A 22,890-nucleotide genomic window follows, 5' to 3' on the forward strand; every position below is an offset into this window, starting at 1 on the left:
GTACATACGAAGTTTTACACGCTTTTTACCTTTTGATAAACAAAACCACATTTTTTTATCTGTATTACCTAAAAAGTTTTTAGCCAATATATCAACTTCATCATTGTGAAAAACCGATTTATGTGATAATTTCAATTTATTCAGTTAGTGCATGCGCTTACAGATTAAGTTTACTAAACATAAGGAGGAATACAAATGACCGCAACATTGGATGCTGTTACCTTCGGAGAACCGATGGCCATGTTTTATGCCAATGAAGCAGGCTCTCTGGATGAGGTGCGTTCATTCACCAAAGCGTTGGCCGGGGCAGAGACGAATGTTTCAGCCGGTTTAGCGCGTTTGGGTCTACGGGCGGGACTCGTGACCAAACTCGGCGAGGATACGTTCGGCAAGTTCATTGCCAGTGCGCTACGTCAGGAAGGGATCGACACACAGAACGTCATGTTTACCAAAGACCACTCTACCGGCATGCTGATTAAATCCAAAGTTACAAGTGGGGACCCCGAGGTGGAATATTTCCGCAAACATTCCGCCGCTTCTACATTAAGCATCGCAGATTTTAACGAGGCTTACTTTTCCGGAGCTCGCCATCTGCATTTTACAGGTATTTCTGTCGCCCTCTCCCCTGAGTGCCGTGATTTCGCACGTCATGCGCGGCAATTTATGAAAAAGGCTGGCAAAACCGTATCTTTTGATCCGAACCTCAGACCTAAGTTATGGCCTGACACGAAAACGATGGTGGAGGCGATTAATGAGGCATCTGAGGGGTGCGACTGGCTTCTACCCGGCATTCATGAAGGTAAAATATTGACAGGCTACACCTCACCAGAGGATATCGCTTCCTTCTATCTTGACCGAGGTACCTCGCTGGTCATCATCAAGCTGGGAACCGAAGGCGCCTATTACAAATCCGCAGATGCGGAGGGATACGTCAAACGCTTCCGCGTAGAGCATGTCGTGGATACCGTCGGTGCCGGTGACGGATTTGCCGCAGGTGTGATTAGTGCGCTGCTGGAGGGCTTACCCCTGGCTGAAGCGGTCAAGCGCGGGAATGCACTTGGTGCGCTGGCTGTCATGTCAGCCGGAGATATGGATGGCTATCCGACGCGAGCCGAACTGGAATCCTTTTTGCTCAGCGCCAGCACAAATTAGTCCGGGTTTATTCCCAGCATAACCTTCACCGCTATAAGCGCAAGCTCAACAAGGCCGAATCCAAAGTCAGCCTTAACTTCCAATAGCCCGTATTCGCATTTGTGTGACCTGAGTAGCATACGCAAGCTCAGGTTATACAAAGGAATACGGGCTATTTTTATAATATATGACACATTGCTCGTTACAGCGTTTTGACGGATTCTCCCCGATTGATATCCGGCACAAATCGGTAAATAATCGGAACCGATTCGCCGCCTTCCTCAATGCTGGACAGCAGTGTTTTTGCTGCCTGCTTCCCCATATCCGCAATCGGTTGTGTAATGGTCGTAATCGGCGGATTGTAAATATGGGCAAACTCCGCATCGTCAATCCCGATAATGGACAGCTCTGCCGGAATACGTATACGGCGGGCATTCACATACTTCAACACCTCAGCCAACACGATATCATTCCCGGCCAACAGCGCAGTCGGCGGCTCCGGCAGTTGGAACAGCTCCTTCAGCGTCTGCTGGATTTCTTCTCTCGGCACACTGTGCATATATTCTTCACGAGATGGCAAGCCATGCTCCTCCAGCGCCTTTTTGTATCCGCTGAGCCGTTCCACTCGTGGAGTAATCCGATTCAAGCCAAGGGGCAAGGTAATCAGCGCAATTCGCTCATGCTTGTGAGCCACAAGTTCCTGAATCGCCAGCTTAATCGCCATTTCGTTATCTAGTAGCAGGCTGCGCGTATTGACACCGTCCACCAAGCGGTCCAAAAACACCAATGGATATTTCTCACGAATGAGCTGGTTGTAAATATCTGCATGCTTGCCTGTCGGGAAGATGATCAGGCCGTCCACCTGCCGAGCCTTGAGCATCTCAATATACTGGCCCTCCTTGTCCGGATTTTCATCGGCGTTGCAAATGATCACCTGAATGCCAAAACGCTGCAATTCCTCCTCAATCGCACGGATAGACTGGATCGAAAGGGTATAGTCAATGTTGGCTACAATGACCCCCACCATAAACGTCCGGTTTTGCTTCAAGCTGCGGGCCAGCCCGTTAGGCTGATAGTTCAGCTCTTGAATGACCTCGGCAATCCGGTCTCTGGTCTGGTCGCTCATATATTTATATCGTTTGTTCAGAAATTGCGAGACAGTGCTTTTAGACACTCCTGCCTTCTGGGCAACATCTTCAATCGTCGGCTTCTTCATCGGTACACTCCTTGTCTTTCATGTACTGCATTAGTGCAACAAAAGTATATCTTTTTTTTAGTAAATTTACCATACTTCTATTTATGAATGCCATTATGATATAAGTCGAACTTCAAAGTTGCCTATCGTGCCACCGTGTAGAAGTATGGTTCTCCAGCAGCAAAAAGAGGCAGTTCAAGATGTTCTCTTGAACTGCCTCCGTGTACACAACTCTATCGAAAAGCTAGGCTCCAGCTGGCCCTAAATGCTGCTCGACATCAATGTGCCGGAACGGGCGTTGCAGACTGATCTGGTGTATCGTGCTCGACCAGCGCATGCTTTTCCCATAATCGGCTTTTCCAGCGAGCATACATGATGACAGCACGAGTCCATTCATCAGCAGCAATGGCCAGCCACACACCGGCGAGCCCCATGTCCAGCTTGAACACAAGCAGATAACCAAGCGGCAAGCTCATACAGACCATGGAGATCAGACCCATAAAGACCGGGAACTTCGCATCTCCAGCAGCACGTAACGAGTTAATAATGACGATATTCGTGGTCCGGCCAGTTTCTAGCAGAATGCTAAGTAAAATGACCTGTGCTCCCAAACGAATAATTTCAGGGTTTTCCGTGAACAAACCAAGCAAGGGAACACGGAAAAAGATGACCACCGCATCAATAATCACGGTCACGAGTAGCGCCCATTTCACACTGGTCAATACACGTTTATAAGCCGTATCCTTCTGTCTGGCTCCCACGAGCCTTCCTACCACAATAGCCGTACCCATACCAACTGCCATACTGAATAAGTAAATATAGCTCGAAATATTATTCGCATATTGACGTGTCGCCATTGCTTCTGCGCCCAGATAAGTCACGTACAGTGTGAAGATGAGCTGACACGACTGATACATAATGGACTCCAGCGCGGATGGTACACCAATGCGCAATATTTTAGAGATGAACTTTTTGGACAATTGGACGTAATATTTCCACTCGACACGAACCTCAGTGACCCGGTACATCAGCCAGAAGAAGATCAGGAGACAAATAAAGCGGCTACCTACTGTAGAAATAGCAGCACCTTCTACTCCAAGTGCAGGCATTCCCCAATGCCCAAAAATCAAAACATAGTTGCCGACCACGTGGATCACGTTCATAAAAACCGATACATACATTGTTTCTTTGGTAAAACCATGTGTACGAATAGTCGCCGCCAGCGCATTAATCAATGCTTGAAGAAAAATGGCACCTCCGACGATGCTCATATAAGACTCCGCGTAAGCCAGAATCTCACCCTGGACATTCAGCCATTGCAACATGTGCGTACCAAATACGAGAAAAATTACGCTAAGCAAAAGACCTACCATCAAATTCAACGTAATGGCCGTACCTGTAACCTGGGCCGCTTCGACTAGTTTCTTAGAACCGATATATTGAGCTACGACGATAGCAGCGCCGTTGCCGATAACCTCCAGTACAAGGATAGCAATTGAAATAATTTGATTGGACGCGCCCACACCCGACACCGCATTATCAGATACAGAACTGATCATGAATGTGTCGACGCTCCCCATTAGCATAAACAGAAACAATTCAAGGAAAATAGGCCATGTTAAACGGAACAAATTCAGTTCCTTAGCTTCGGACAATACCGAACCTTTTTTTAGTGCTCTGGTTGTCATTCATTCACCTTTCTTCATAGATTTATTTAACGATCAAAAGGTATGTTAGCACAGTCATTCTGAAAATACATCCCGTTTACGTAAAATGATTTGCAAAATGCGTAAGAATTCATTTATCACCCTCTTTATAATTGATTATCGAACTTTATTGAAACAGGATATTGCAAGAATATAATCAGTAGTCTGGTCTTTTCGACGCAATGATGAGCTAAAGAGTATAATAGAATACGAGCCTGTGAGCATTGCCGCTGACAGGTTGTGAAGATTGTTGTATGCTTCCTAAGCATAATTTGCGAATTAAATATGGGATATATAGGACATTGATAGGGTTAAAAGGTAATAAAGGAGGCTTTTACAGATGACTCAATCATTTCAAGCTCTTGTCGTCGATCAGACGCAGGACGGTGAAGTTCAAGCAGAGGTACGTTCTCTGGAAGCTAGCAGTTTACCTGCTGGAGAAGTATTGATTCGTGTCGCTTATTCCAGCATCAATTATAAAGATGGGCTTGCTGCCCGCAAGGATGGCAATATTGTCAAAGCCTATCCGTTCGTACCAGGCATAGATTGCTCGGGAACCGTCGTCTCTTCGGAGGATAGCCGCTTTAGCGAAGGACAAGCGGTGCTCGTTACCGGATACGGGCTGGGTGTGTCTCAATTCGGAGGATTCAGCCAATATGCACGCGTGCCTGCGGACTGGGTGGTTCCACTTCCGAACGGACTCACGCCGAGAGAGGCGATGATCTTCGGGACAGCCGGATTCACCGCAGCCCTGTCGTTATATCGACTGGAACAAAACGGCGTTACTCCCGAGCAGGGCAAGGTACTCGTCACCGGAGCGACGGGCGGCGTAGGCGGGGCAGCCATTGCCTTGCTGAACAAGAGAGGCTACCATGTCGTAGCCAGCAGTGGCAAGGCCGATGCGCTCGATTACCTCAAGGCGCTCGGAGCAGCCGAGGTTATTTCCCGCGAGGAGGTCTACGACGGTGCGGAGAGCATCCGCCCCCTGGGCAAGCAGCTTTGGCAAGCGGCTGTTGATCCTGTAGGCGGAAAGCCGCTCGCTTCGCTGCTCAGCCAGATCGCCTACAACGGCTCCATTGCCGTGAGCGGCCTGACGGCAGGCACCAAGCTGCCTACGACGGTGCTGCCGTTTATTTTGCGCGGCGTAAGTCTGCTGGGCATAGACTCTGTCTTCTGCCCATACGACACTCGCGTAGCAATCTGGAAGCGGCTCGGCAGCGAATGGAAGCCGGAACAGCTGGAGCAGCTCGTTGAGCGCGAAGTCGGATTGGCTGACCTGCCAAGCGCGCTCGAAGACATCCTTGCAGCCCGCTCGCAAGGAAGAACGCTAGTACGGCTGGTTGACTAAGCGGAGTAGTCCGCAAGCTATCCATTGACGTGTTTTCGCGTGAAGAAGTGTCATCCCCTAGGGTCTAGCTTAGGAACATGTAAGAAGCCTGTAAATCTGCAATTTTGAGATTTACAGGCTTCTTTTTTTCGTGTGGTACATTTGAAGCAGACGGTTACTTTCGCAACCAAATGAACCTTTTGAGAACCTCAGTTGTTATATAGATAAACTGCACGAGAAAGGAGAGCGCATCATTGGAGAGCAATCGAGAGTTGTTTGATTTGTATCAACGAGATGTATACCGAACCTGCTACTACATGGTACATAATGCATCGGATGCAGAGGATTTAACGCAGGAAGTGTTTATCATCCTGTTTCGCAGCAATCGTGAACAGATCGAACAACTAAAAGCCTGGATTATGAAGATTACGGTCAATCATTGTCTGAACTACCTTAAACGCCAAAAAAGCCTGCATTTGAAGGTATCGGCTAATCCCTATCTATTTAGCGGGGCGGAAGATAAGCCTGTAGACAGGCTGGTGGAAGAACGCGAATCAGCAGAGGAATGGGCCGTTTATATGAATCGCCTTCCGGCCAAAATCCGCGCTGTGCTGACACTCCGCTATATGCACGATTTCACGCTGGCGGAAATATCAAAACTGCTGGAAATTCCGCTGGGGACCGTCAAATCGAGGACTCACAAAGGACTAAAGTTATTGGAGCAAATATTGCGGGATGCAGGGGTACAAATTCCCGAGATGGAAGGAGAGAACTATGAACAACGTAGAAAAGGCATTGAAGCGCAAGTTAAATGATGATTCGGAAATGGCCTATCCTGACTTCGGTGAGATGTGGAACCGGATGGAACAGACAGGGCATACTGCCCCTACGCTAACCGACACTTCCGATTCATTCACTCCCCACCGACACAGAAACTGGCGCAAAATAGCTATTGCCGCCTCTCTAAGCGCACTTCTGGTTGCAGTTCCTGTCTATGCCGCCATCCACTACAACTGGGACAATCTGCTACGCGGAAGAAGTGGCATCCAGACAGCATTAAAGCAAAACCTCGGGCAACCGCTGGAGCAGTCCGTGACCAGAGACGGAGTGAAGCTAACGCTGCATACAGCTATTGTCGATGAGAACCGGACCGTGATTCTGTACAGCTTGGAGGTCGGAAAACGAGCAGAGAACGAGTTTTGGAATGTCAAAGGCGTATCGCTAAAAAGTGCTGCGGGGGAAAGCAGTGCAGGGGAATATAACTTCCAGCAATGGGACCCGAAAAATCAACGGTACAACGGGTACTTTGAAAGTGATTGGACACCGCAGCAAGAAACAGAGAACGTGCGGCTGAACGTAGATCATATTGAGCTCACCAGCGTTCAGGAATTGGATTTGCCACTCGATATCAAATCACCTCAGACGCAGACGTTCAAACTGGATCGGAACGGTTTACAAGATATGAAAGTGCAGGTATTTGAACAAGGGAAGGAGCAGCTGATGCTGTCCTCAGCGATTACCTTCGATTCGTCCATACCCAAGAGATGGGACAATCCACAAATTATTGCCTACAAAGGCGACGAGCCTGTGATGTCGCAGCCTGGAGGGGCTTTTGGCAAACCCGGTGATAACGGGGAGTATACAGCACAGCAATATTTTTCCAAAGCGGATATGCCGGAAGGACAGACTACCTTCAAACTTCAATATGCGCAAACCGAGAAAAGTATACATGAACCTATAAAATTTGACCTGCAGCTAAGCAAGAAGAAGATGGAAAGCGGGACGATTAAAAGTGCGCTGAATATCCCACTGGAGAAAGGCAATCCAAATGTTTTGCTAAAACAAATGATTGTCACACCTACGCAAATCCGTGTCACGATCAGAAGCAAGGAGAAATTCGCCATGTTACCTTATCAAAAGTACTTTCTTTCTGTGAACGGCACAACATTAGAAGGTAGTCGTTGGTCTTCACCTGATCAGGAACACGATCTGAACACAATCCGTTTTGAAAGGCCGTCCAATCTTGTGATTACCAAGGACAGTCCTATTACTTTTACAGGCAAATACAAGGTTACGACCCATTCGGATGACAAAACGCCACAGCGTTTAACTGATATTTCTGAGCAAAAGCAGGCACTAACGACGCAAGTCGGTGGCTATCCTGTGAAGTGGACCTACTATAAACAGGGATCAGACTTATTCGTAGAAACCGAAAGCGAGGATGCTCACTTTGGAGGGATTAACCAGACGCATATTGGCCTGGGTAAAGAACGGATTATCGGCAAGCCGATCACAGCCAATTTTGCCGGAGACGGCAATAACAAGGCAGTGGATGTCTACAAGAACTTCAAAGGGAAGGAAGCTTCTATCTATATGTTCTACTATACAACGGACGACCCGAAAGCAGAGACAACCGTCCCCTTACAGCCTCTGACAAGCAGCAGCGAAGCATCCAAATAGCAATGCTATAAAAAGAGGGTCCTCTATACCTGTGTGAACCGTGGTATAGGGGACCCCTTTTTATTTTCCTATGAAGGCACAGTCTGCCTGGAACGATTGACTCCCGCCCTACTTTACAGAACCTTGCGTAACGCCATTGATAATCCATTTTTGTGCAATCAGATAGACAATAATCATCGGCAGCAAGGCCATCAGGTACGAGGCAAAGGCCAGATTAAAGTCGGTATTGAACTGCCCCTGAAATACATACTGGACGAGCGGTAGCGTATATTGCTCCGCATCGCTGATAATAATGAGCGGCAGCAGGAAGTCGTTATATGTGGACAGGCAGATGAGAATCCCCACGGTAGCACTGATCGGTGCCATCAACGGAAAAATAATTCGCCAGAACGTGCCCCATGTCGTCGCCCCGTCTACCGTAGCCGCCTCTTCCAGCGCCACCGGAATGGAACGGATATAGCCGACATAGACGAACACGTTAAACGCCAGCCCGTACACCGTATGCAGCATAATCAGGCCAAACAGATTGGTCATATGAAGTCCCGAGGCCAGTTTTACAATCGGCAGCATGATGATCGGGAACGGTATAAACATGGCGCTCACAAAATAAAAATATAATCCCTTAAAAAAGCGTCGCTGCATATTACGCGCAATCGCATAAGCGACCATCGAATTGGTTAGCAAAGTCAATATGACCGTCGATGTCGTGACCATCACACTATTCTGAAAAGCGCTGAAGAAGTTGGTCATTTCTACTGCACGACTAAAATTTTCCCAATGCAGCTCGGTCGGAAAGGCAAAGGCGGAATGTGCCATCTGTTCGGGATTTTTAAGTGCTATCGTCACCGTCATATAGAGGGGAAACAGGATAAATATTGTCCCCAACGCTACCAGAAGCAGCACAGGCCAGTTGGTACGTCTGCTTGTTTTCATCAGTTATCCATCTCCCTTCTCTGGAGGAATCGCAGCTGTAAGATGGAAATGATCGCGATCACAATAAAGTAAATAACAGAGTTAGCCGACTGATAAGCAAATTCTCCGCCTTTAAATCCCCCGGTGTATATCAGGTGTGAAATCGACTGGGTGGCTCGTCCCGGCCCGCCATTCGTCAAAGCCACGATCTGATCGAACACCATCAGGGAATTTTTCATCGCCAATACCATATTAATCGTGAAAAACGGTGCAATTAACGGAAAGGTAATGCTCCAGAATTCGCGCCATTTACCCGCACCGTCCAGGTTGGACGCCTCATACAGACTTGTCGGAATGGTTTGCAGCCCGGCCAGATAGAGAATCGTATTAAAGGCAATCCCCTGCCATACAGCTACGATGACAACCCCCACCCAAGCCAGTTGTTCACTGCCCAAAATGTTCGTCGACAATGAGGTAATACCTAAATTTTGCCCCCAAATCGTAAACACGTTCGAAAACAAGTAATTGAATATGTAACCCACGATCAACACGCTCAAAATATTAGGCAGAAAATAAATACCGCGGAAAAAGTTACGAAACCGTATTTTAGCATTCAGCCCTAGCGCAATCAGCAAACTAAGGATATTAGTCGCAATGGTAACCACAATCGCAAATTTGAAAGTAAACCAGTATGCGTTCCCCACATTGTCGTCCTGAAACAAATTAATATAGTTCTTAAACCCGACAAAGTGATACTGATGACCAAAGCCGTTCCAGTTCGTAAGCGAATAATAAAAGCCCTGCAAGGCAGGCAAGGTCAAAAATACAAAAAACAATAGCACCGCCGGCACCGTCATCCAGTAAAAAGTCGTTAGTCGCTTATTCATGTCTCCTCCTCCTCTCCTATCGGCGGTTAGCTACCTTATTCCATTCACGGTCGAGCTTAACTAGATAGGCGTCGATGTCTCTGTTTTGCAGGAAGGCCTGCACAATCGAATTCAATTGGACCGCTTTGGGAATATAGTGATCGGCAAAATCAACGACGCGGCCCGATTTAAAATACGGCAATAGCTCTGCCACACTCGGATCATCCTGCGTGACTCCCTTCACCGCCGAAAACAGTGTTTGCTCTGTAATGTATTGCTTGCTGTTCTCCGGCTTCAACAAGAAGGCAATGAACTCCTCGGCTTCCTTTTTATGCGGAGTGCTCTCCGATACGGCTAATAGCGTATCTATACCGGACACCAGCTTGACTGCCTTTTCGTCATTCCCTGTTGGTAATGGGAAAAATCCAAGCTCCACTTTCTGATTGGCTTTGCGAATTTCAGATATGGCCCACGAACCCTGAATGTACATCAATCCCTGCCCGTTAGCGAAGGCACGGTTACCATCGGCATAGTTTTTGCCAAAATTATCACCATGTCCGTATTTCAGTAGCTCCAGCTGCTTTTCCGCAACCTCGCGGTACTTGTCCTGAAAAGTGACCTGATTTTCACGCCTTTGCAGGAAAAAATCAATGCCCACCAGATTCGGGCCCAGCGCATTAAAGGGGAGGTTCGTTTGCCAATCATCTTTATATGTAAAATAGAACGGGATTTTTCCGGCTGCCTTGATCTTTTGCGCCGTTGCAATCAGCTCATCCCACGTTTTGGGCACCCGTAATCCCATTTCCTTAAAAAGCGTTTTGTTATACATCACACCATTCGCATTCGCAGCATAAGGAATTCCATACACGGGATCGACCCCGGTTACATCCTTAAGCATTTTGAGGTAAATCGGGTCAATCGTACGTGGCAATTCTGTATTCGCCAGGTCCGTAAAAATACCACTTTGCGCCAAAATGGAGTAGGTATCAGTGGCCCCAAGCCCTACAATGTCAGGTACATCGTTTTTGACAACCCGGGTCAATAACACAGTCTCTGCCTCTGGCGGATTGACCTGTGTCACTTCAATACCGGGATGTTCCTGATTGAATTGAGAGATTAGCTTATCGAATGAACCCTTGGCCTCCGGCTTGTTTTGAAAAAACTCAATTTTCACCTTACTCGAAGCATCGCCCTTGTTGCATGCGCTTACAAAAAAAGCCAATAAAAGGATCGCCGCCAGTGTAGACAGCTTTTTGACCCAACACCACATGCTCATACCTCCTTTTCCCCTATGTCAATCTATGCGGAACTAGACAATTAATACCCGTCCCTTATGGAAAAGAAACGATACTGCTACAACAATCTGATAACAGGAGGAACCAATGTTAAAAAAGATCCAATTGACCCTCAAACGGTCGGTTGGATCTTTCTTTTACTTTTATGATGTTCAGGTTACAAGTCTTATTTCTAAACAATCTTTTTTTCCCATCGTGTAAAACTAATAATGATACTTACCAGAATCAATCCACCTGCACACATCCAAAAATTAAAAGAACTGTCTACTCTTAAAGCAAGCATTATTTGCTGAAATGGGTCCATTAACATAATGAGGGGCCTAAACAACTCAAAGAGAAATACGGATAAGATAAGAATCACTATATAAGCAAATAGTGGCCGTGACACGAACAAACATACAGTGCTACTCAACATGAGCTTTACCAAGCAAACCAGCGTTAATACCAAATAAAACGAAAGTATGTAGGGTACGGCATCTGATGGGGAAGAGGCGACGGATGAACCATATTTAAAAAAAGTAGAGCTGTGTGGGAAAAACAACCATCCAGCGAATACACCTATAAGCAAGCTTGTCCCCATAAAAATGGCCGTTGAGACTGATAGTGCGAGCAACTTGGCAAACCAAAAATGAAAACGTCGATACGGTCGTAGCATATATAGCCTATATGCTCCAGAATAGAGATCGCCGCTTAACTGATCCACGTACAGAATGGGCAGGATTGCTGTAACTAGAAATAAGGCAACCTCACTCATCATCAGCCACGGCAGGTTCAGATTATTTACGACCACAGTTCCTTCACCAAAACGTAAGACCTTCGTACCCGTTACTTTATGGCTCCATATAATTGCAACCACGATGAATATATAGGCTATATATAATAAAAGAGTGGATTTGCGATTCCAAATTCGTTCCATTTCACTTCGCCAGATTGCCAGCATGAGGAAATCCCCCCCTAATACAGATAATCATCAGTCACAAAACGGCGGTATGCGCCCCAAGTAAACAAGATCAGATATAGACTAACAACAGTGATAATCGCCCCATTCACAGACGAATTGCCCATTAAGGACCTATCTAATCCTGTATGCTGCATATATGGAATAATCATAAATGCGATCACATTGTATAGGTATGGGATATGGGAAACAAAAGAGGCCAATTTTAAATATAATGAATCAAACAATAGAGAACCCAGATTGTATACCATACAAACACCGATGGCATACGTTACACTTTTGCTATACATAGCGACGAAACAATAGAAGGAGCATATTGCTAATAATGAGGCAAGCGCCCAACCATAGTATTTAAGCATCTGCAGTCCTTGAGATTCGGACAACCCCGCATCACTTACATCATATGAAAGAGTCCATACTTCAACGATCACCTGCGATGATACTGCAAATACAATGAGAAGAAACAAAATAGTAGCATTTAAAACCAGCAGTTTACTCCAGAAAATCTGTCCGCGGGTAAATCGGCGCATAAATAACAACCGCAGTTGCCCGCTTCGAAATTCCTCTGTATATACAGCAGCAGCTAAAGCAGCTACAGCTATGTTGCATACTAAAAACAAATTCTCACGCAGACCAGTAACGACAAAGTTTAAAGATAATACCTCAACAGGAACCTTCATCGTGCGCAAAAAATATACTCCTGTCGAACAAGCAAGCAGCGGCGTACATAACACCATGAGCCAGAACCACTTTCGTCTCCATAATCGCTCGAACTCACTGTATATTAATGATTTCATAGTCCCATCAATCCCATGAAAGCATCCTCTAGCCGTTGGCCGTCCTCTACTAGTTGATCAGCAGGTCCCTGCCAAACTAGCCTGCCCTCTTTGATAACAATGAGTTCGTCACACATCTGTTGCAGTTCATCCAACAGATGACTGGAGATAAAAAAGGCATAATTCGCCGAATCACGCAAATGAAGCACAATATCTCTCAGTTCCCTCATCCCCATGGGGTCAAGGCCATTGGACGGTTCATCTAGCAATAGAAGTTCAGGAGCACCCAGCATGGACTGCGCAATGCCTAGCCTTTGCTTCATGCCGAGAGAATAGGTTTTCACCTTGTCGTCCCCTCGTTTTTCTAATCTCACCTTTGTAAGTAACTCTTCAATATGTATCTCCCGATCTGAGGGTGCAATTTCAGAGTGTAGCCGTGACAAATTGCGTAAAACCTGCCTGCCTGTCATATAATCAAAAAAGACCGGAGATTCAATAATAGCACCCACCTTGGACAGCGCCTTTTCCCGATCCGTCTGTACATCATATGAAGCTATCTTTACAGAGCCGCTGGTTGGCTGCATTAATCCGGTCATGATTCGCATCATTGTAGTTTTACCAGCTCCATTAGGTCCGATGAATCCATATATCTTCCCTTTCTGAAGCTTAAAGGAAACACGGTCTAACAAATGCCTTTTCCCCATTCTTTTCGTTACCTGACTGACCTCCAGCAAGGAGTCTGACATACTATTCCCTCCATCCATAACAAATCACAACATAGCCAACGCGTGCATTTGATATGTAAGATCATGATGGACAACACAGACTTCGCTTAACAATGAAACAAATTATTTATTCAATTTAAAAAATATCACATGTTGCGAAATGCAAACAACTCACTTTATATGTAAAATATAATGATAATGACACATCAATACCATTTATCTTAATTAATGGTCATTAATTTTCGTGATGATATCTTTGTCTTTACGCTGCAAAAAAGGTAGCCCTTTAGTAAACGTTCTACCTCAGGGCTACCCTCTATATAAAATAAACTGTTTTCTATCCAGTAACTACTAACCTGTCACCTACTCCAGTTCAATCCACTCGCCGAGCAACGTGTCCAGCTCCGCTTGCAGTCGCTCACGCGCGTCCCACAGCTCCGCCATGTGTATCGTGTCGCCGCTTGTGCCGAGCAGCTCCAGCTCGGCATCCGCCGCTGCCAATTCTGCTTCTTTGGCGGCGATGGCCCGCTCCAACCGCTCGCTGGATGCAGCGGGCGGGCGTGATGGCTTCGCGGCGGCCTTCGTTTCGCGTGCCCCAGCCCCGGCAGCGGGCGAGCCCAAGCGACCTGAGCGTGCACGGCTCGCATCGTCTTCCGTAGTCGCTCCCGTATGCGCAGCCGCCCCCATGCCATTGCTCGCTACACTGGAATGTACAGCTGTGCCCGAGCCAGAGCCGCCACCGGATGCGGCTCTGCTTGCAGATGTCGGGCGTGTCCCGGTATCCCCCTCGCTCTGTAGACGAGCGTTGTCCAGCTCACGCTTCTTCGCTCGGTACTCATCAAAGCTGCCTAGATAAAAGGTCAGCTTTCCAGCCTCTAGCTCCCACACGCGCCCTGCCAGCTTGTTCACAAAGTAGCGGTCATGTGAAATCGCCAGCACCGTTCCCGTGTAGGTGTCCAGCGCTTCCTCCAGTGCCTCACGTGAGTCAATATCCAGGTGGTTCGTCGGCTCATCCAGCACCAACAAATTTGGCTTTTTCATGACCAGCAACGCCAGCCGCAAGCGGGACCATTCGCCACCGGACAGCATGCTCACGGGCTTAAACACATCGGCACCGTAAAATAAATACTTCGCTAGCAACCCGCGTGCCTCGCCTTCTTCCACCCCTGCTTCCTCCTTGAAGTAGGCAAGCACAGTTGCCCGGCTATTCCGTTCTCTTTCTTGCTGCGCCAAATATCCGTACTCCACGCGCGCACCCCACTGGACCGTGCCTGCATCTGCGCTTTCCTGACCAAGCAGCAGCTTGAGCAACGTCGTTTTGCCTGACCCATTATCACCCAGCAAGGCCACCTTTTCGCCGAATTCCAGACTGCCCGTTGCCCCGTTTAATATCTGTCGCTCTCCATAGGCTTTAACAATTTCTTCAAACTGCAGTACCCGGCGACCGGAACGATCCTCCAGCTTTAGGTGAAATTCCGCCCCCTGCGGGTCCAATACAGGCCGCTTCACCAGTTCCATGCGCTCCAACGCCTTACGAATGGAGGCTGCTTTTTTGAAAAACTTTTCGTTATCGCCATTGCGACCCCACTCTTCAAAACGCCGAATGGCCTCTTTCATCTTTTTGATCCGCTTTTGCTGTTCCTTATAATCTTCAAATTGTAGTAGCAATCGTTCTTCCTTTTCCTTAACATAGCCGCTGTAGTTCGTATAATACGTAAACGCCTCGCCATCCTCGAGCTCAATCATTTTAACGGCGACCCGATCCAGAAAATAACGATCATGAGATACAACCACACACGCACCTGTATAGCCCTGCAAAAATTGCTCCAGCCACTCCAGCCCTTTCAAATCCAGATGGTTGGTCGGCTCATCCAGCAGCAGCAAATCCGGTCGTCCGATGAGTTGTGATGCCAGCGCTATTTTTGTTTTCTCTCCACCCGACAGCGAGCCGAAGCTGCGCGTATACATACCTTTGGGAATACGCAGCCCATCCGCTACCTGGTCAATGTTTGCATCCATTTCATAGCCGCCATTGCGTTCAAACCGTTCCTGCAAGGCAGCATACGATTGCAGTAGCTTCTCCAGAAGGCTCGCATCCGCTGCCACAACCGGATCTGACATTTCCCGTTCCAGTGTGGTCATCTGATTGCGGCAATCCTTCAGCTCACGATAGGCGTAAGCCAGCGTTTCGTACACGGTGAAGCTCTCAAACTCCGCCGGAATTTGCGGCAAATAGCCGATTTTCGTATCCTTGGCGATGACGAGCTGCCCTTCATCTGGGCGGGACAAACGTGCGATTAGGCGTAATAGGGTGGTTTTACCGCTTCCGTTGCGGCCGATGAGCCCCACCTTTTCTCCCGTATGGATATCAAACGATGCACCATCCAAAATCAGATTGGCAGCGTGGTATTTTTTCAATTGTTGACCGTTTACTATATACATGTTCAGGCTCTCCTTTATTTAGGAAGACCCTTACCCGGGTAACACAAAAAGAGCCGCAGGAGCAACCCCGCGACTCTTCGGAAGATACAAAATCCGTTCGAGTTAAGGTAGGCGTCTTCTCGCGATGTTTACAACCGTATGATTAAAATTGGACAGACTTCTCCCGTTGTATGGAAAAGCATGAACAATGCCAGCCATAGCAATCGGCAGCTGGCTAATACGGTTGTTCAGCATCTCGTGATTCACCTACCTCACCTCCTTCTTCATAATTGTGTGTAGTATAACATGTTTGCTCGTATTATGAAAGAGGACGATAGTCCATCGAACTATGAAACAGAGTGGTGTCCTCTGACAGCCTGCGAAGTCCCGGCTCTGGTAATCGAAAATACGCCGCAGACAAAAGCAACAATCACAAATGCCCCACCTACCCAAGCGTTCGTGGCAACAGATTCACTATTCTCAATCACTACTCCTCCCAAGGCAGAACCGAGAGCGATCCCGACCTGGAGCGCGGAGAAATTAAAGCTTTGCTGAATACTACCCGATTCGGGTGCATTTTCAATAAGATAACTTTGCATCGGGGGCGACAAGGCCCAACTCAGTATGCCCCAGATAATCAGTAGTGGCGCAAATACATAAATCGAGTGAATTGAGAATGGCAGCAAGAACATCACGGCGATAAACACGCCTACGACGACTAGAATACTTTTCGCCGTGCCGAACCGATCTGCCAAAGAGCCGCCAATAAAACCACCGCTCACTGCCGCCAGCCCAAAGACAAAATAGGCCACACTAACCCATGAAGCGTTCAAGCCCATCATATTTTCTAAAAACGGAGTGAAATACGCATATAACGTGTAATGGCCCGCCAGTGTCAGCGTGGTCACCAAATGAGCACTGATGACTTTAACATTTTTTAAGGATTTCAACTGATCACGCATAGGTACAACATGTTCTGTCGGAATCCGCTCCATAAACAAGTTGATAACGATCATAGCAACGACCGTCAACAAAGCAATGATCAGGAAAAGCACCCGCCAGCCAAATGCATTTCCAATCAGCACCCCGGCTGGAATACCTAGAACGATGGAGGAGCTAACCCCCATGGAGATGACACCGAGGACACGAGCTTGATAAGCCTTGGACACCACTTTGACTGCAATGGTCAGTGACAATGTCACGATCAGCGACCCGCTTGCAGCGGTAATGATACGGGATACAAACAAGACTGCATAATTCGGACTCCAGAAGGCCAGCAGACTTCCCAGAATAAAAATAAACATCGACCACAGGTACAGTCGTTTTCGTTCAATTTTGGCTGTCAACGCCAACAGAGTTGGCCCAGCAATAGCATACACGAGCGCATAGATCATGATAAGCTGTCCTGCCGTGCTTACGGAGACATTCAAATCCTGTGCAATTTGGGGTAGCACGCCACCGATAATCAGCTCCACCAGCCCCACCGTAAAGGTCGCAATCGTTAAAATAACTACTTTGAAGTTCATTACATTAGCTCCTTTGCTGTCATGTAAATTCCCTCGTATTACGCAAAAAAATCCTGACCACAAGAAATGTACAAGACGTACACTTTTTGTAATCAGGATTTATCGGTTCCTGGTAGAGACCCTCAAACCATATTATTGAGGTTATACAAATGGGGCATTCATTTATTACGCATTCACGAAGGTTATAGCTATTACTATAAAGGAGCCTGTGGCTAAGTTCAACCCCCTACAGCCGCAAAAATTCGCTCATAGCACGATCCGACAGATAAGGTAGGTACTCATGACCGTATTCGTGATACAGGAGTATTTCCTTGTCTGATACGATTTTATTGTACACCGCAAACTGCGTGGAAGGCGGACAGATGATGTCCGACAGTCCTGTTACAAACAACACACGACCACGAATACGATCTGCCAAATGTTGAATATCGATGTACCCTAGTCGGTGAAAGAGCTCCTCCTCGCGCAGATGGTTCGGATCAAACCAACGAAAATAATAAACCAGTTCTTCATATGCAGATGTAGTGGCATCCAGCATCCAGGCTCTTTTATAGTCCGACAGAAACGGATATACCGGAACTGCCATACGGACACGCGGCTCCAATGCAGCGCAGGCAACCGTCAGAGCCCCTCCCTGGGAGCAGCCAAATGCGCCGATCCGTTCAGGATCGACCTGCTCCATAGACATCAGAATGCGCACCGTCTGCACGGTATCCAAAAATACATTGCGGTAATACAACCGATCCGGGTCCGGGTCGTCAATCCCTCGGATGATATGGCCGCGTACCGTCGTTCCCTGAACCTGCAAATTGTCCTCGGACAGCCCACCTTGCCCCCGGCAATCCATGGCCAGCACAGTGAATCCGTGTGCCGCATAGCTTACCTTGTCGAACCAGTCGCCACTGTCGCAGGAATATCCATGAAACATGGCCAAAGCTGGCCCTTGTTCCGTAAGGTGCTTGGGACGAGCCAGCTTCCCATGAACCTTTGCTCCGCCCACTCCAGTAAAATATAGATGGTAACACTCCACCATCGGAGAGACAAAATCAGCAGGCTCCAGTGTATAATCAAGCGGCTGCCGCTCCAGCTCCTGTAATGCCCGTTCCCAGTATGCGTCAAAATCCGGCGGCTTCGGGTTACTCCCCATATATGACTGCAATTGCTGTAAAGACATATCCTCCGGCATTCAAGTTCCTCCTACATCCGACCTGACTCACGGTCGTCTGCGACCACTTCATCCGTTGCGATGACATACTTCATAATGTCAGACACTGTCGTGTATGCAATACCTACATACGTGTCAGCGGCTCCATAATAAATCGCAATCCGGCCCGTGTCCGCATCATGCAGCGTAGCACACGGGAACACCACATTCGGCACAAAACCCCGTTCTTCGTACCATTCCTCCGGGGTCAGCACGAAATTCGAGGAACGATATTTAACTTTAGACGGATCATCCAGGTCAAGAACGGCTACGCCCATACTGTATACCAGCCCATTGCACGTGCCTGTCACCCCGTGGTAGAACATCAGCCAGCCCTCTGTCGTCTCAATCGGAGCCGGTCCGCCGCCAATCTTTACCGATTGCCACCAGCCCTGTCCGCCTTTGCTCATGACATGACGGTGCTTGCCCCAATAGACCAAGTCAGGACTTTCACTCAGAAAAATGTCGCCAAATGGTGTATGTCCGCTGTCGCTCGGACGGGATAGCAACATAAAGTTTCCGTTTAGCTTGCGGGGCAACAGCACACCATTACGATTAAACGGCAGGAACGGATTTTCCAATCGTACAAAGCTTTTAAAATCCTTCGTTTGTGCTATCCCCAATGCTGCACCGTAAAAATCTGTACACCAGATGATATAATACGTGTCCTCCACGCGAACCAGACGCGGATCGTAAGCATAATTTGGCTGATAATCTTTCCCTTCCTCATCAACCAACTGCAAACGTTCTGTCTCAATGTCCCAAGCCAAGCCGTCGTCACTCCAGCCTAGGTGCAAATGCGGACGTCCATTAATCGTTTCAGCCCGAAATACCCCTACAAACCGTCCCTCATACGGAGCTACTGCACTGTTGAAAATACGGGCAATGCCCGGTACCGGATTCCGTCCAATGACCGGATTCTCACTATATCTCCATACCGGAGCCTCACTGCCTTCAGGCTTATCCTGCCACGGCATTTCCGGCAGACTACCTCCCACAATTCGTACGCTATCTACTCCCAAATCCACATTCAATTTATTCATACGTGTATTCCCCTCTCACCGAGATATTTGATTCACCAAATTTTCTATTTCGCCATTATTCTATTTCACCGAACCCTGCGCGAAACCGTTATAGATATATTTTTGTAATGATAAAAACGCAATCAGCGTCGGAATAATGGCAATGATTATGCCCGCGCTAATGACTTCCCATTGCGAGCCATATGGCCCTTTAAACTTGAACAGCGCCGTCGATATGACCTGAAGGCTTGTTTTGGGCATATACAGGAACGGGGTGTAAAAGTCGTTGTAAATATTAACGCCCTTGATAATGATCACCGTCACAATGGCAGGCTTCAGCAGGGGCAAGATAATGCGCCAGTAGATCGTCAGATAGGAGGCCCCATCCAGCATGGCCGATTCATCCAGCGCCACCGCGATGGAATCCAGAAATTGCAGAAAAATATACACCGCAATAATATCCGTTCCCAAATACAGCAAGATCGCCGCCCAAGGCGTGTTAAACAGCTCCAGCTTGTTGATTATTTGGAATGTCGACACCTGTGTCGTCACCCCCGGAATGAGCGTGGCGAGCAAGAACGCACCCAGCATGAGACTTTTGCCCTTAAATTTAAAACGGTTCAAAATATACGCGATCATGGAACCCGTCAACGTAGCTCCGATGATCGAAATCAACAGGATAAAAGCTGTGTTCGCAAATCCGGTCAGCATATTTCCGTTGATAAAGGCTTTGGTATAGTTAGCCCAATTCAGCCAGTTCACAGGGGGAGTCAGAGGACTGGTTGCCGCATATTCAGCCTTCGTCTTCAAAGATGCAAACAAAATGACAACAATCGGCAGCAGTGCAATGAACGCACCTAGTAGAAGCGCGGCATACTTGATGCTGCTACCCAGTATTCTTTTCAGCTTATACATGATTAGTCCTCCTCTCCCCGAATTAGCAACCGTTGAAGCAGTGTGACAGCAATCACGATCAGCAGCAGAACGACCGCCATCGCTGAGGCCAAACCGACCTTGCTGTATTTGAATGCCACATCAAGCGTCTGAATGACGAATGTTTCACTGCCGTTGGAGCCACCGGTCATAATATACGGGATGTCGAACGCACTGATCGCCCCGCTAATCGCCAAGATGAGGTTCAACTGCAAAATCCGCTTGATACTCGGCAAAATAATAGAGCGGAATTGATGCCAGCGGTTAGCCCCGTCTATATCAGACGCTTCATACAGATCACTAGATATGGAGGAAATCGCACCGAGAAACACGATAAAGTTAAAGCCCATGTATCTCCAGATCGACGTGCCAGCCAGCGAAATATTGATAATCTCCGGGTTGCCCAGCCACAGCTTGACATACGAACCCAGCCCCATCGCCTGAAGCAGTGTATCAAGGGTACCGTCTGGCTTAAAAAAGAATAAAAAAATAAAACCAATAGCTACCCCGTTCATCAGGGAAGGAAAAAACAAAACGCCTTTAAAGAAATTTTTAAACCAGGTTTGAAAGCTGAGAATGGTTGCAAAATAAAGGGCCAGCCCCATCTGTACAAACGTGGCTACAAAGTAATACAGACTGACCTTAAACACCGAGAAATACTCGGGGTCGGTAAAGATTTTGATATAGTTTTCAAAACCCACATATTCCAGACGCTTACTATAACCGTTCCAGTCCGAAAAGCTGTACTTAAACATATTGATCACTGGCAAGTACGCAAAAGTGATCAGCAGCGCTAGCGGAATAATTGAAAAGGCAACAATAATCGCCAATCTTTGTTTGGAGTAGCTGAGATTCGAAAATTTTAACATGCTGCACCTCCTGGCTATCCGTCCATCGACTGCTACGTCGATCCTTTCTTTTCGTCAGTTCAGATGGCTATTTTGCTTCCTTTGCAGCCACTTCAGCACGCGCCTTCACCCATGCGTCGTTCAGATCCTTCATAATGGTGTCATACGATTCCGGGCGGTTACCGACTGCTGCCTCAATAATGCGTTTTTTGAAGTCAGGCTGCCACAAGCCGATTTCTCCCTTTTTGTCGATTTTATCGACAATCCCTTCCTGTCCTTTTGCAGACGGAGTGAGCGTTTCAAAAACGACTCCCTGATCTTCGTATTGCTTCAAAATGCTAGGCATTGGGGCACCCTTCAGCGGACTAATGCTACCTGCCTGCTCTACGGCATAGTTGGACTTTTCGGTAAACCAATCCACCCAGGCACGGGCCGCTGGTTTATTTTCACTGTTTACGTTAATACCGAGGTTAAAATCACCAGCCAGAGGCACAAGTACCTTGGAGGCATTCGTCGGGAAAGGCATAAAACCGATATCATCCTTGTTAGAAGCTGTGCTTTTGATCTGGTCAATCGCCCAAGAGCCAAGTACCATTGTACCGATTTTGCCTTGAGCGAGATCCGCCTTGGAGGTCTCCCAATCTGTAGTCGTTGGATCTTTTTCAATCAGGCCTTTTTTAGCCGCATCGTACAGGACCTTATACAGTTCATAGTGGGGCTGGCCCTTCGTGAAATTGTCATCCGTATTCGGTTGTGTGACATTCACATATTCCTTCGTACCCGCCAATGTTGCCAGACTAGACTCCCACTGGGTCAGTGCCCAACCAGAGGCATAGTTCGTAAACAGCGGCACTGCCTTGGTTTTGTCCTTAATCTGCTGTAACGCTGTCAGGAATTGGTCCGGTGTTTTGGGAAGCTGCGTGATTCCTGCGTCCTTGAACACCTTTTTGTTATAAATCACACCAGAGTAAACCATCGCAATTGGAATACCGTAGCTGTTATGATCCACCGTACGTTCTTCAAGGCCGGTATACTTGTTTTTCATCTCCTCATAAGTACCTAGCGGCTCGAAAAAGTTGGGCAGCTCTTCAACTGGAATACTACCAGGAATCAGCAAAACATCTCCATAATCCCTGGTCCCCATACGGATTTTAATTTGACCCTCATAATCGGCCAATGCCTGAAAATTGACCTTCACGTTCGGATAAAGTTTGTTAAATTCCTTGGCGTAATCCTGAAATACGGTATCCACAATATCAGTCCGCTGTGTGATAACCGTAATTTCACCTTCCACACCCTTCGGATCAGAGCTGGCAGCTGGCTCATCCTTCTTTGAGGTACAGCCAGTAAACAGCCCCGCTAACAAAATCACGGATAGTAATGACATCAAAACCTTGGACAACTTCATGAGACGACTCCTCCTGTTGTTTTCAAATAAGGTTATCGTTAAAGTAACAAAATCATTTTATTATGTTAGCGCTTACTGTGTCAATTACAATATTCTTTTTGTAAAGCGGAATGGATCACATCTTATGAAAAAACACCAATTTAGCATGGTTGACAGTTTACAAACAGCTAGATATGA

At 47.3% G+C, this 22,890-nt stretch carries 20 protein-coding genes and 1 riboswitch; of the genes, 4 read left to right on the forward strand and 16 right to left on the reverse strand.

Annotation, left to right across the window (positions count from 1 at the left end; translation table 11 throughout):
* The first annotated feature begins 195 nt into the window (after window positions 1–195).
* A complete protein-coding gene (locus ACUYLD_RS12710; RefSeq protein ID WP_254349924.1) occupies window positions 196–1,152 on the forward strand; it encodes a sugar kinase in 957 nt (318 codons plus the stop codon).
* 181 nt (window positions 1,153–1,333) lie between these two features.
* Here the strand turns inward: ACUYLD_RS12710 and ACUYLD_RS12715 are convergent, their stop codons facing one another.
* On the reverse strand, window positions 1,334–2,347 hold the full coding sequence (locus ACUYLD_RS12715; protein WP_061831958.1) for a LacI family DNA-binding transcriptional regulator: 1,014 nt from the start codon (window positions 2,345–2,347) through the stop codon (window positions 1,334–1,336).
* Between the two features lie 257 nt (window positions 2,348–2,604).
* Window positions 2,605–4,014, reverse strand: coding sequence for an MATE family efflux transporter (locus ACUYLD_RS12720; RefSeq protein WP_023990870.1), 1,410 nt, complete (start codon window positions 4,012–4,014; stop codon window positions 2,605–2,607).
* Window positions 4,015–4,372: 358 nt separating this feature from the next.
* Here ACUYLD_RS12720 and ACUYLD_RS12725 point away from each other — a divergent pair, with 358 nt between their 5' ends.
* From ACUYLD_RS12725 to ACUYLD_RS12735, 3 genes are all read left to right on the forward strand, one after another.
* Window positions 4,373–5,380, forward strand: a complete 1,008-nt coding sequence (locus tag ACUYLD_RS12725) for an acrylyl-CoA reductase family protein (RefSeq protein WP_446675210.1) — start codon at window positions 4,373–4,375, stop codon at window positions 5,378–5,380.
* 233 nt (window positions 5,381–5,613) lie between these two features.
* Window positions 5,614–6,174, forward strand: coding sequence for an RNA polymerase sigma factor (locus tag ACUYLD_RS12730; RefSeq protein WP_446675211.1), 561 nt, complete (start codon window positions 5,614–5,616; stop codon window positions 6,172–6,174).
* Entirely contained in the window at window positions 6,134–7,819 is a 1,686-nt protein-coding gene (locus tag ACUYLD_RS12735; RefSeq protein WP_446675212.1) for a DUF4179 domain-containing protein, read from the forward strand. Before ACUYLD_RS12730 ends, ACUYLD_RS12735 begins: the two co-directional genes overlap by 41 nt.
* Before the next feature lie 108 nt (window positions 7,820–7,927).
* On the opposite strand, the gene ACUYLD_RS12740 is transcribed toward ACUYLD_RS12735, so the two are convergent.
* The 14 genes from ACUYLD_RS12740 to ACUYLD_RS12805 form a co-directional block, all read right to left on the reverse strand.
* Window positions 7,928–8,752, reverse strand: coding sequence for a carbohydrate ABC transporter permease (locus tag ACUYLD_RS12740; protein WP_446675213.1), 825 nt, complete (start codon window positions 8,750–8,752; stop codon window positions 7,928–7,930).
* Window positions 8,752–9,618: a carbohydrate ABC transporter permease gene (locus tag ACUYLD_RS12745; protein WP_069290633.1), complete on the reverse strand. Its 867-nt coding sequence runs from the start codon at window positions 9,616–9,618 to the stop codon at window positions 8,752–8,754. The genes ACUYLD_RS12740 and ACUYLD_RS12745 overlap by 1 nt, the downstream gene beginning before the upstream one ends.
* A 16-nt stretch (window positions 9,619–9,634) precedes the next feature.
* Window positions 9,635–10,867 (reverse strand): ABC transporter substrate-binding protein, encoded by a 1,233-nt coding sequence (locus ACUYLD_RS12750; RefSeq protein ID WP_446675332.1) that lies wholly within the window; start codon window positions 10,865–10,867, stop codon window positions 9,635–9,637.
* A 197-nt stretch (window positions 10,868–11,064) separates the two neighbouring features.
* Window positions 11,065–11,832 (reverse strand): ABC transporter permease, encoded by a 768-nt coding sequence (locus tag ACUYLD_RS12755; protein ID WP_250266907.1) that lies wholly within the window; start codon window positions 11,830–11,832, stop codon window positions 11,065–11,067.
* Between the two features lie 14 nt (window positions 11,833–11,846).
* A complete protein-coding gene (locus tag ACUYLD_RS12760) occupies window positions 11,847–12,647 on the reverse strand; it encodes an ABC transporter permease (RefSeq protein ID WP_250266908.1) in 801 nt (266 codons plus the stop codon).
* A complete protein-coding gene (locus ACUYLD_RS12765) occupies window positions 12,644–13,372 on the reverse strand; it encodes an ABC transporter ATP-binding protein (RefSeq protein ID WP_446675214.1) in 729 nt (242 codons plus the stop codon). Before ACUYLD_RS12765 ends, ACUYLD_RS12760 begins: the two co-directional genes overlap by 4 nt.
* Window positions 13,373–13,714: 342 nt before the next feature.
* Window positions 13,715–15,793 (reverse strand): ribosomal protection-like ABC-F family protein, encoded by a 2,079-nt coding sequence (gene abc-f / locus ACUYLD_RS12770; RefSeq protein WP_446675215.1) that lies wholly within the window; start codon window positions 15,791–15,793, stop codon window positions 13,715–13,717.
* A 102-nt stretch (window positions 15,794–15,895) separates the two neighbouring features.
* Window positions 15,896–16,039: an RAxF-45 family protein gene (locus ACUYLD_RS12775; protein ID WP_016822706.1), complete on the reverse strand. Its 144-nt coding sequence runs from the start codon at window positions 16,037–16,039 to the stop codon at window positions 15,896–15,898.
* A gap of 80 nt (window positions 16,040–16,119) precedes the next feature.
* Window positions 16,120–17,298: an MFS transporter gene (locus ACUYLD_RS12780; RefSeq protein WP_235306641.1), complete on the reverse strand. Its 1,179-nt coding sequence runs from the start codon at window positions 17,296–17,298 to the stop codon at window positions 16,120–16,122.
* Window positions 17,299–17,367: 69 nt separating this feature from the next.
* Window positions 17,368–17,467, reverse strand: a riboswitch (purine riboswitch).
* A gap of 57 nt (window positions 17,468–17,524) precedes the next feature.
* The gene (locus tag ACUYLD_RS12785) at window positions 17,525–18,484 is read right to left on the reverse strand and encodes an acetylxylan esterase (RefSeq protein ID WP_165177986.1); all 960 of its coding nucleotides are present in this window, start codon (window positions 18,482–18,484) and stop codon (window positions 17,525–17,527) included.
* Between the two features lie 11 nt (window positions 18,485–18,495).
* The gene (locus tag ACUYLD_RS12790) at window positions 18,496–19,545 is read right to left on the reverse strand and encodes a glycoside hydrolase family 130 protein (protein ID WP_446675216.1); all 1,050 of its coding nucleotides are present in this window, start codon (window positions 19,543–19,545) and stop codon (window positions 18,496–18,498) included.
* 60 nt (window positions 19,546–19,605) lie between these two features.
* Window positions 19,606–20,439: a carbohydrate ABC transporter permease gene (locus ACUYLD_RS12795; RefSeq protein ID WP_061829465.1), complete on the reverse strand. Its 834-nt coding sequence runs from the start codon at window positions 20,437–20,439 to the stop codon at window positions 19,606–19,608.
* A gap of 2 nt (window positions 20,440–20,441) precedes the next feature.
* Window positions 20,442–21,326 carry a carbohydrate ABC transporter permease gene (locus tag ACUYLD_RS12800; protein ID WP_061829466.1) on the reverse strand — a complete coding sequence of 295 codons (885 nt, stop codon included), beginning with the start codon at window positions 21,324–21,326 and terminating at the stop codon, window positions 20,442–20,444.
* Between the two features lie 67 nt (window positions 21,327–21,393).
* On the reverse strand, window positions 21,394–22,713 hold the full coding sequence (locus ACUYLD_RS12805; RefSeq protein WP_446675217.1) for an ABC transporter substrate-binding protein: 1,320 nt from the start codon (window positions 22,711–22,713) through the stop codon (window positions 21,394–21,396).
* Window positions 22,714–22,890: the final 177 nt, after the last annotated feature.

The sequence above is a fragment of the Paenibacillus sp. SER-28 genome (genome assembly GCF_052906305.1).

What these genes read in the sequence shown, in the direction of transcription:
- ACUYLD_RS12710 (WP_254349924.1), top strand. Translation starts at nt 196, where the DNA reads ATGACCGCAACATTGGATGCTGTTACCTTCGGAGAACCGATGGCCATG.
- ACUYLD_RS12715 (WP_061831958.1), bottom strand. Translation starts at nt 2,347, where the DNA reads ATGAAGAAGCCGACGATTGAAGATGTTGCCCAGAAGGCAGGAGTGTCT.
- ACUYLD_RS12720 (WP_023990870.1), bottom strand. Translation starts at nt 4,014, where the DNA reads ATGACAACCAGAGCACTAAAAAAAGGTTCGGTATTGTCCGAAGCTAAG.
- ACUYLD_RS12725 (WP_446675210.1), top strand. Translation starts at nt 4,373, where the DNA reads ATGACTCAATCATTTCAAGCTCTTGTCGTCGATCAGACGCAGGACGGT.
- ACUYLD_RS12735 (WP_446675212.1), top strand. Translation starts at nt 6,134, where the DNA reads ATGAACAACGTAGAAAAGGCATTGAAGCGCAAGTTAAATGATGATTCG.
- ACUYLD_RS12740 (WP_446675213.1), bottom strand. Translation starts at nt 8,752, where the DNA reads ATGAAAACAAGCAGACGTACCAACTGGCCTGTGCTGCTTCTGGTAGCG.
- ACUYLD_RS12745 (WP_069290633.1), bottom strand. Translation starts at nt 9,618, where the DNA reads ATGAATAAGCGACTAACGACTTTTTACTGGATGACGGTGCCGGCGGTG.
- ACUYLD_RS12750 (WP_446675332.1), bottom strand. Translation starts at nt 10,867, where the DNA reads ATGTGGTGTTGGGTCAAAAAGCTGTCTACACTGGCGGCGATCCTTTTA.
- ACUYLD_RS12755 (WP_250266907.1), bottom strand. Translation starts at nt 11,832, where the DNA reads ATGCTGGCAATCTGGCGAAGTGAAATGGAACGAATTTGGAATCGCAAA.
- ACUYLD_RS12760 (WP_250266908.1), bottom strand. Translation starts at nt 12,647, where the DNA reads ATGAAATCATTAATATACAGTGAGTTCGAGCGATTATGGAGACGAAAG.
- ACUYLD_RS12765 (WP_446675214.1), bottom strand. Translation starts at nt 13,372, where the DNA reads ATGTCAGACTCCTTGCTGGAGGTCAGTCAGGTAACGAAAAGAATGGGG.
- abc-f (WP_446675215.1), bottom strand. Translation starts at nt 15,793, where the DNA reads ATGTATATAGTAAACGGTCAACAATTGAAAAAATACCACGCTGCCAAT.
- ACUYLD_RS12780 (WP_235306641.1), bottom strand. Translation starts at nt 17,298, where the DNA reads ATGAACTTCAAAGTAGTTATTTTAACGATTGCGACCTTTACGGTGGGG.
- ACUYLD_RS12785 (WP_165177986.1), bottom strand. Translation starts at nt 18,484, where the DNA reads ATGCCGGAGGATATGTCTTTACAGCAATTGCAGTCATATATGGGGAGT.
- ACUYLD_RS12790 (WP_446675216.1), bottom strand. Translation starts at nt 19,545, where the DNA reads ATGAATAAATTGAATGTGGATTTGGGAGTAGATAGCGTACGAATTGTG.
- ACUYLD_RS12795 (WP_061829465.1), bottom strand. Translation starts at nt 20,439, where the DNA reads ATGTATAAGCTGAAAAGAATACTGGGTAGCAGCATCAAGTATGCCGCG.
- ACUYLD_RS12800 (WP_061829466.1), bottom strand. Translation starts at nt 21,326, where the DNA reads ATGTTAAAATTTTCGAATCTCAGCTACTCCAAACAAAGATTGGCGATT.
- ACUYLD_RS12805 (WP_446675217.1), bottom strand. Translation starts at nt 22,713, where the DNA reads ATGAAGTTGTCCAAGGTTTTGATGTCATTACTATCCGTGATTTTGTTA.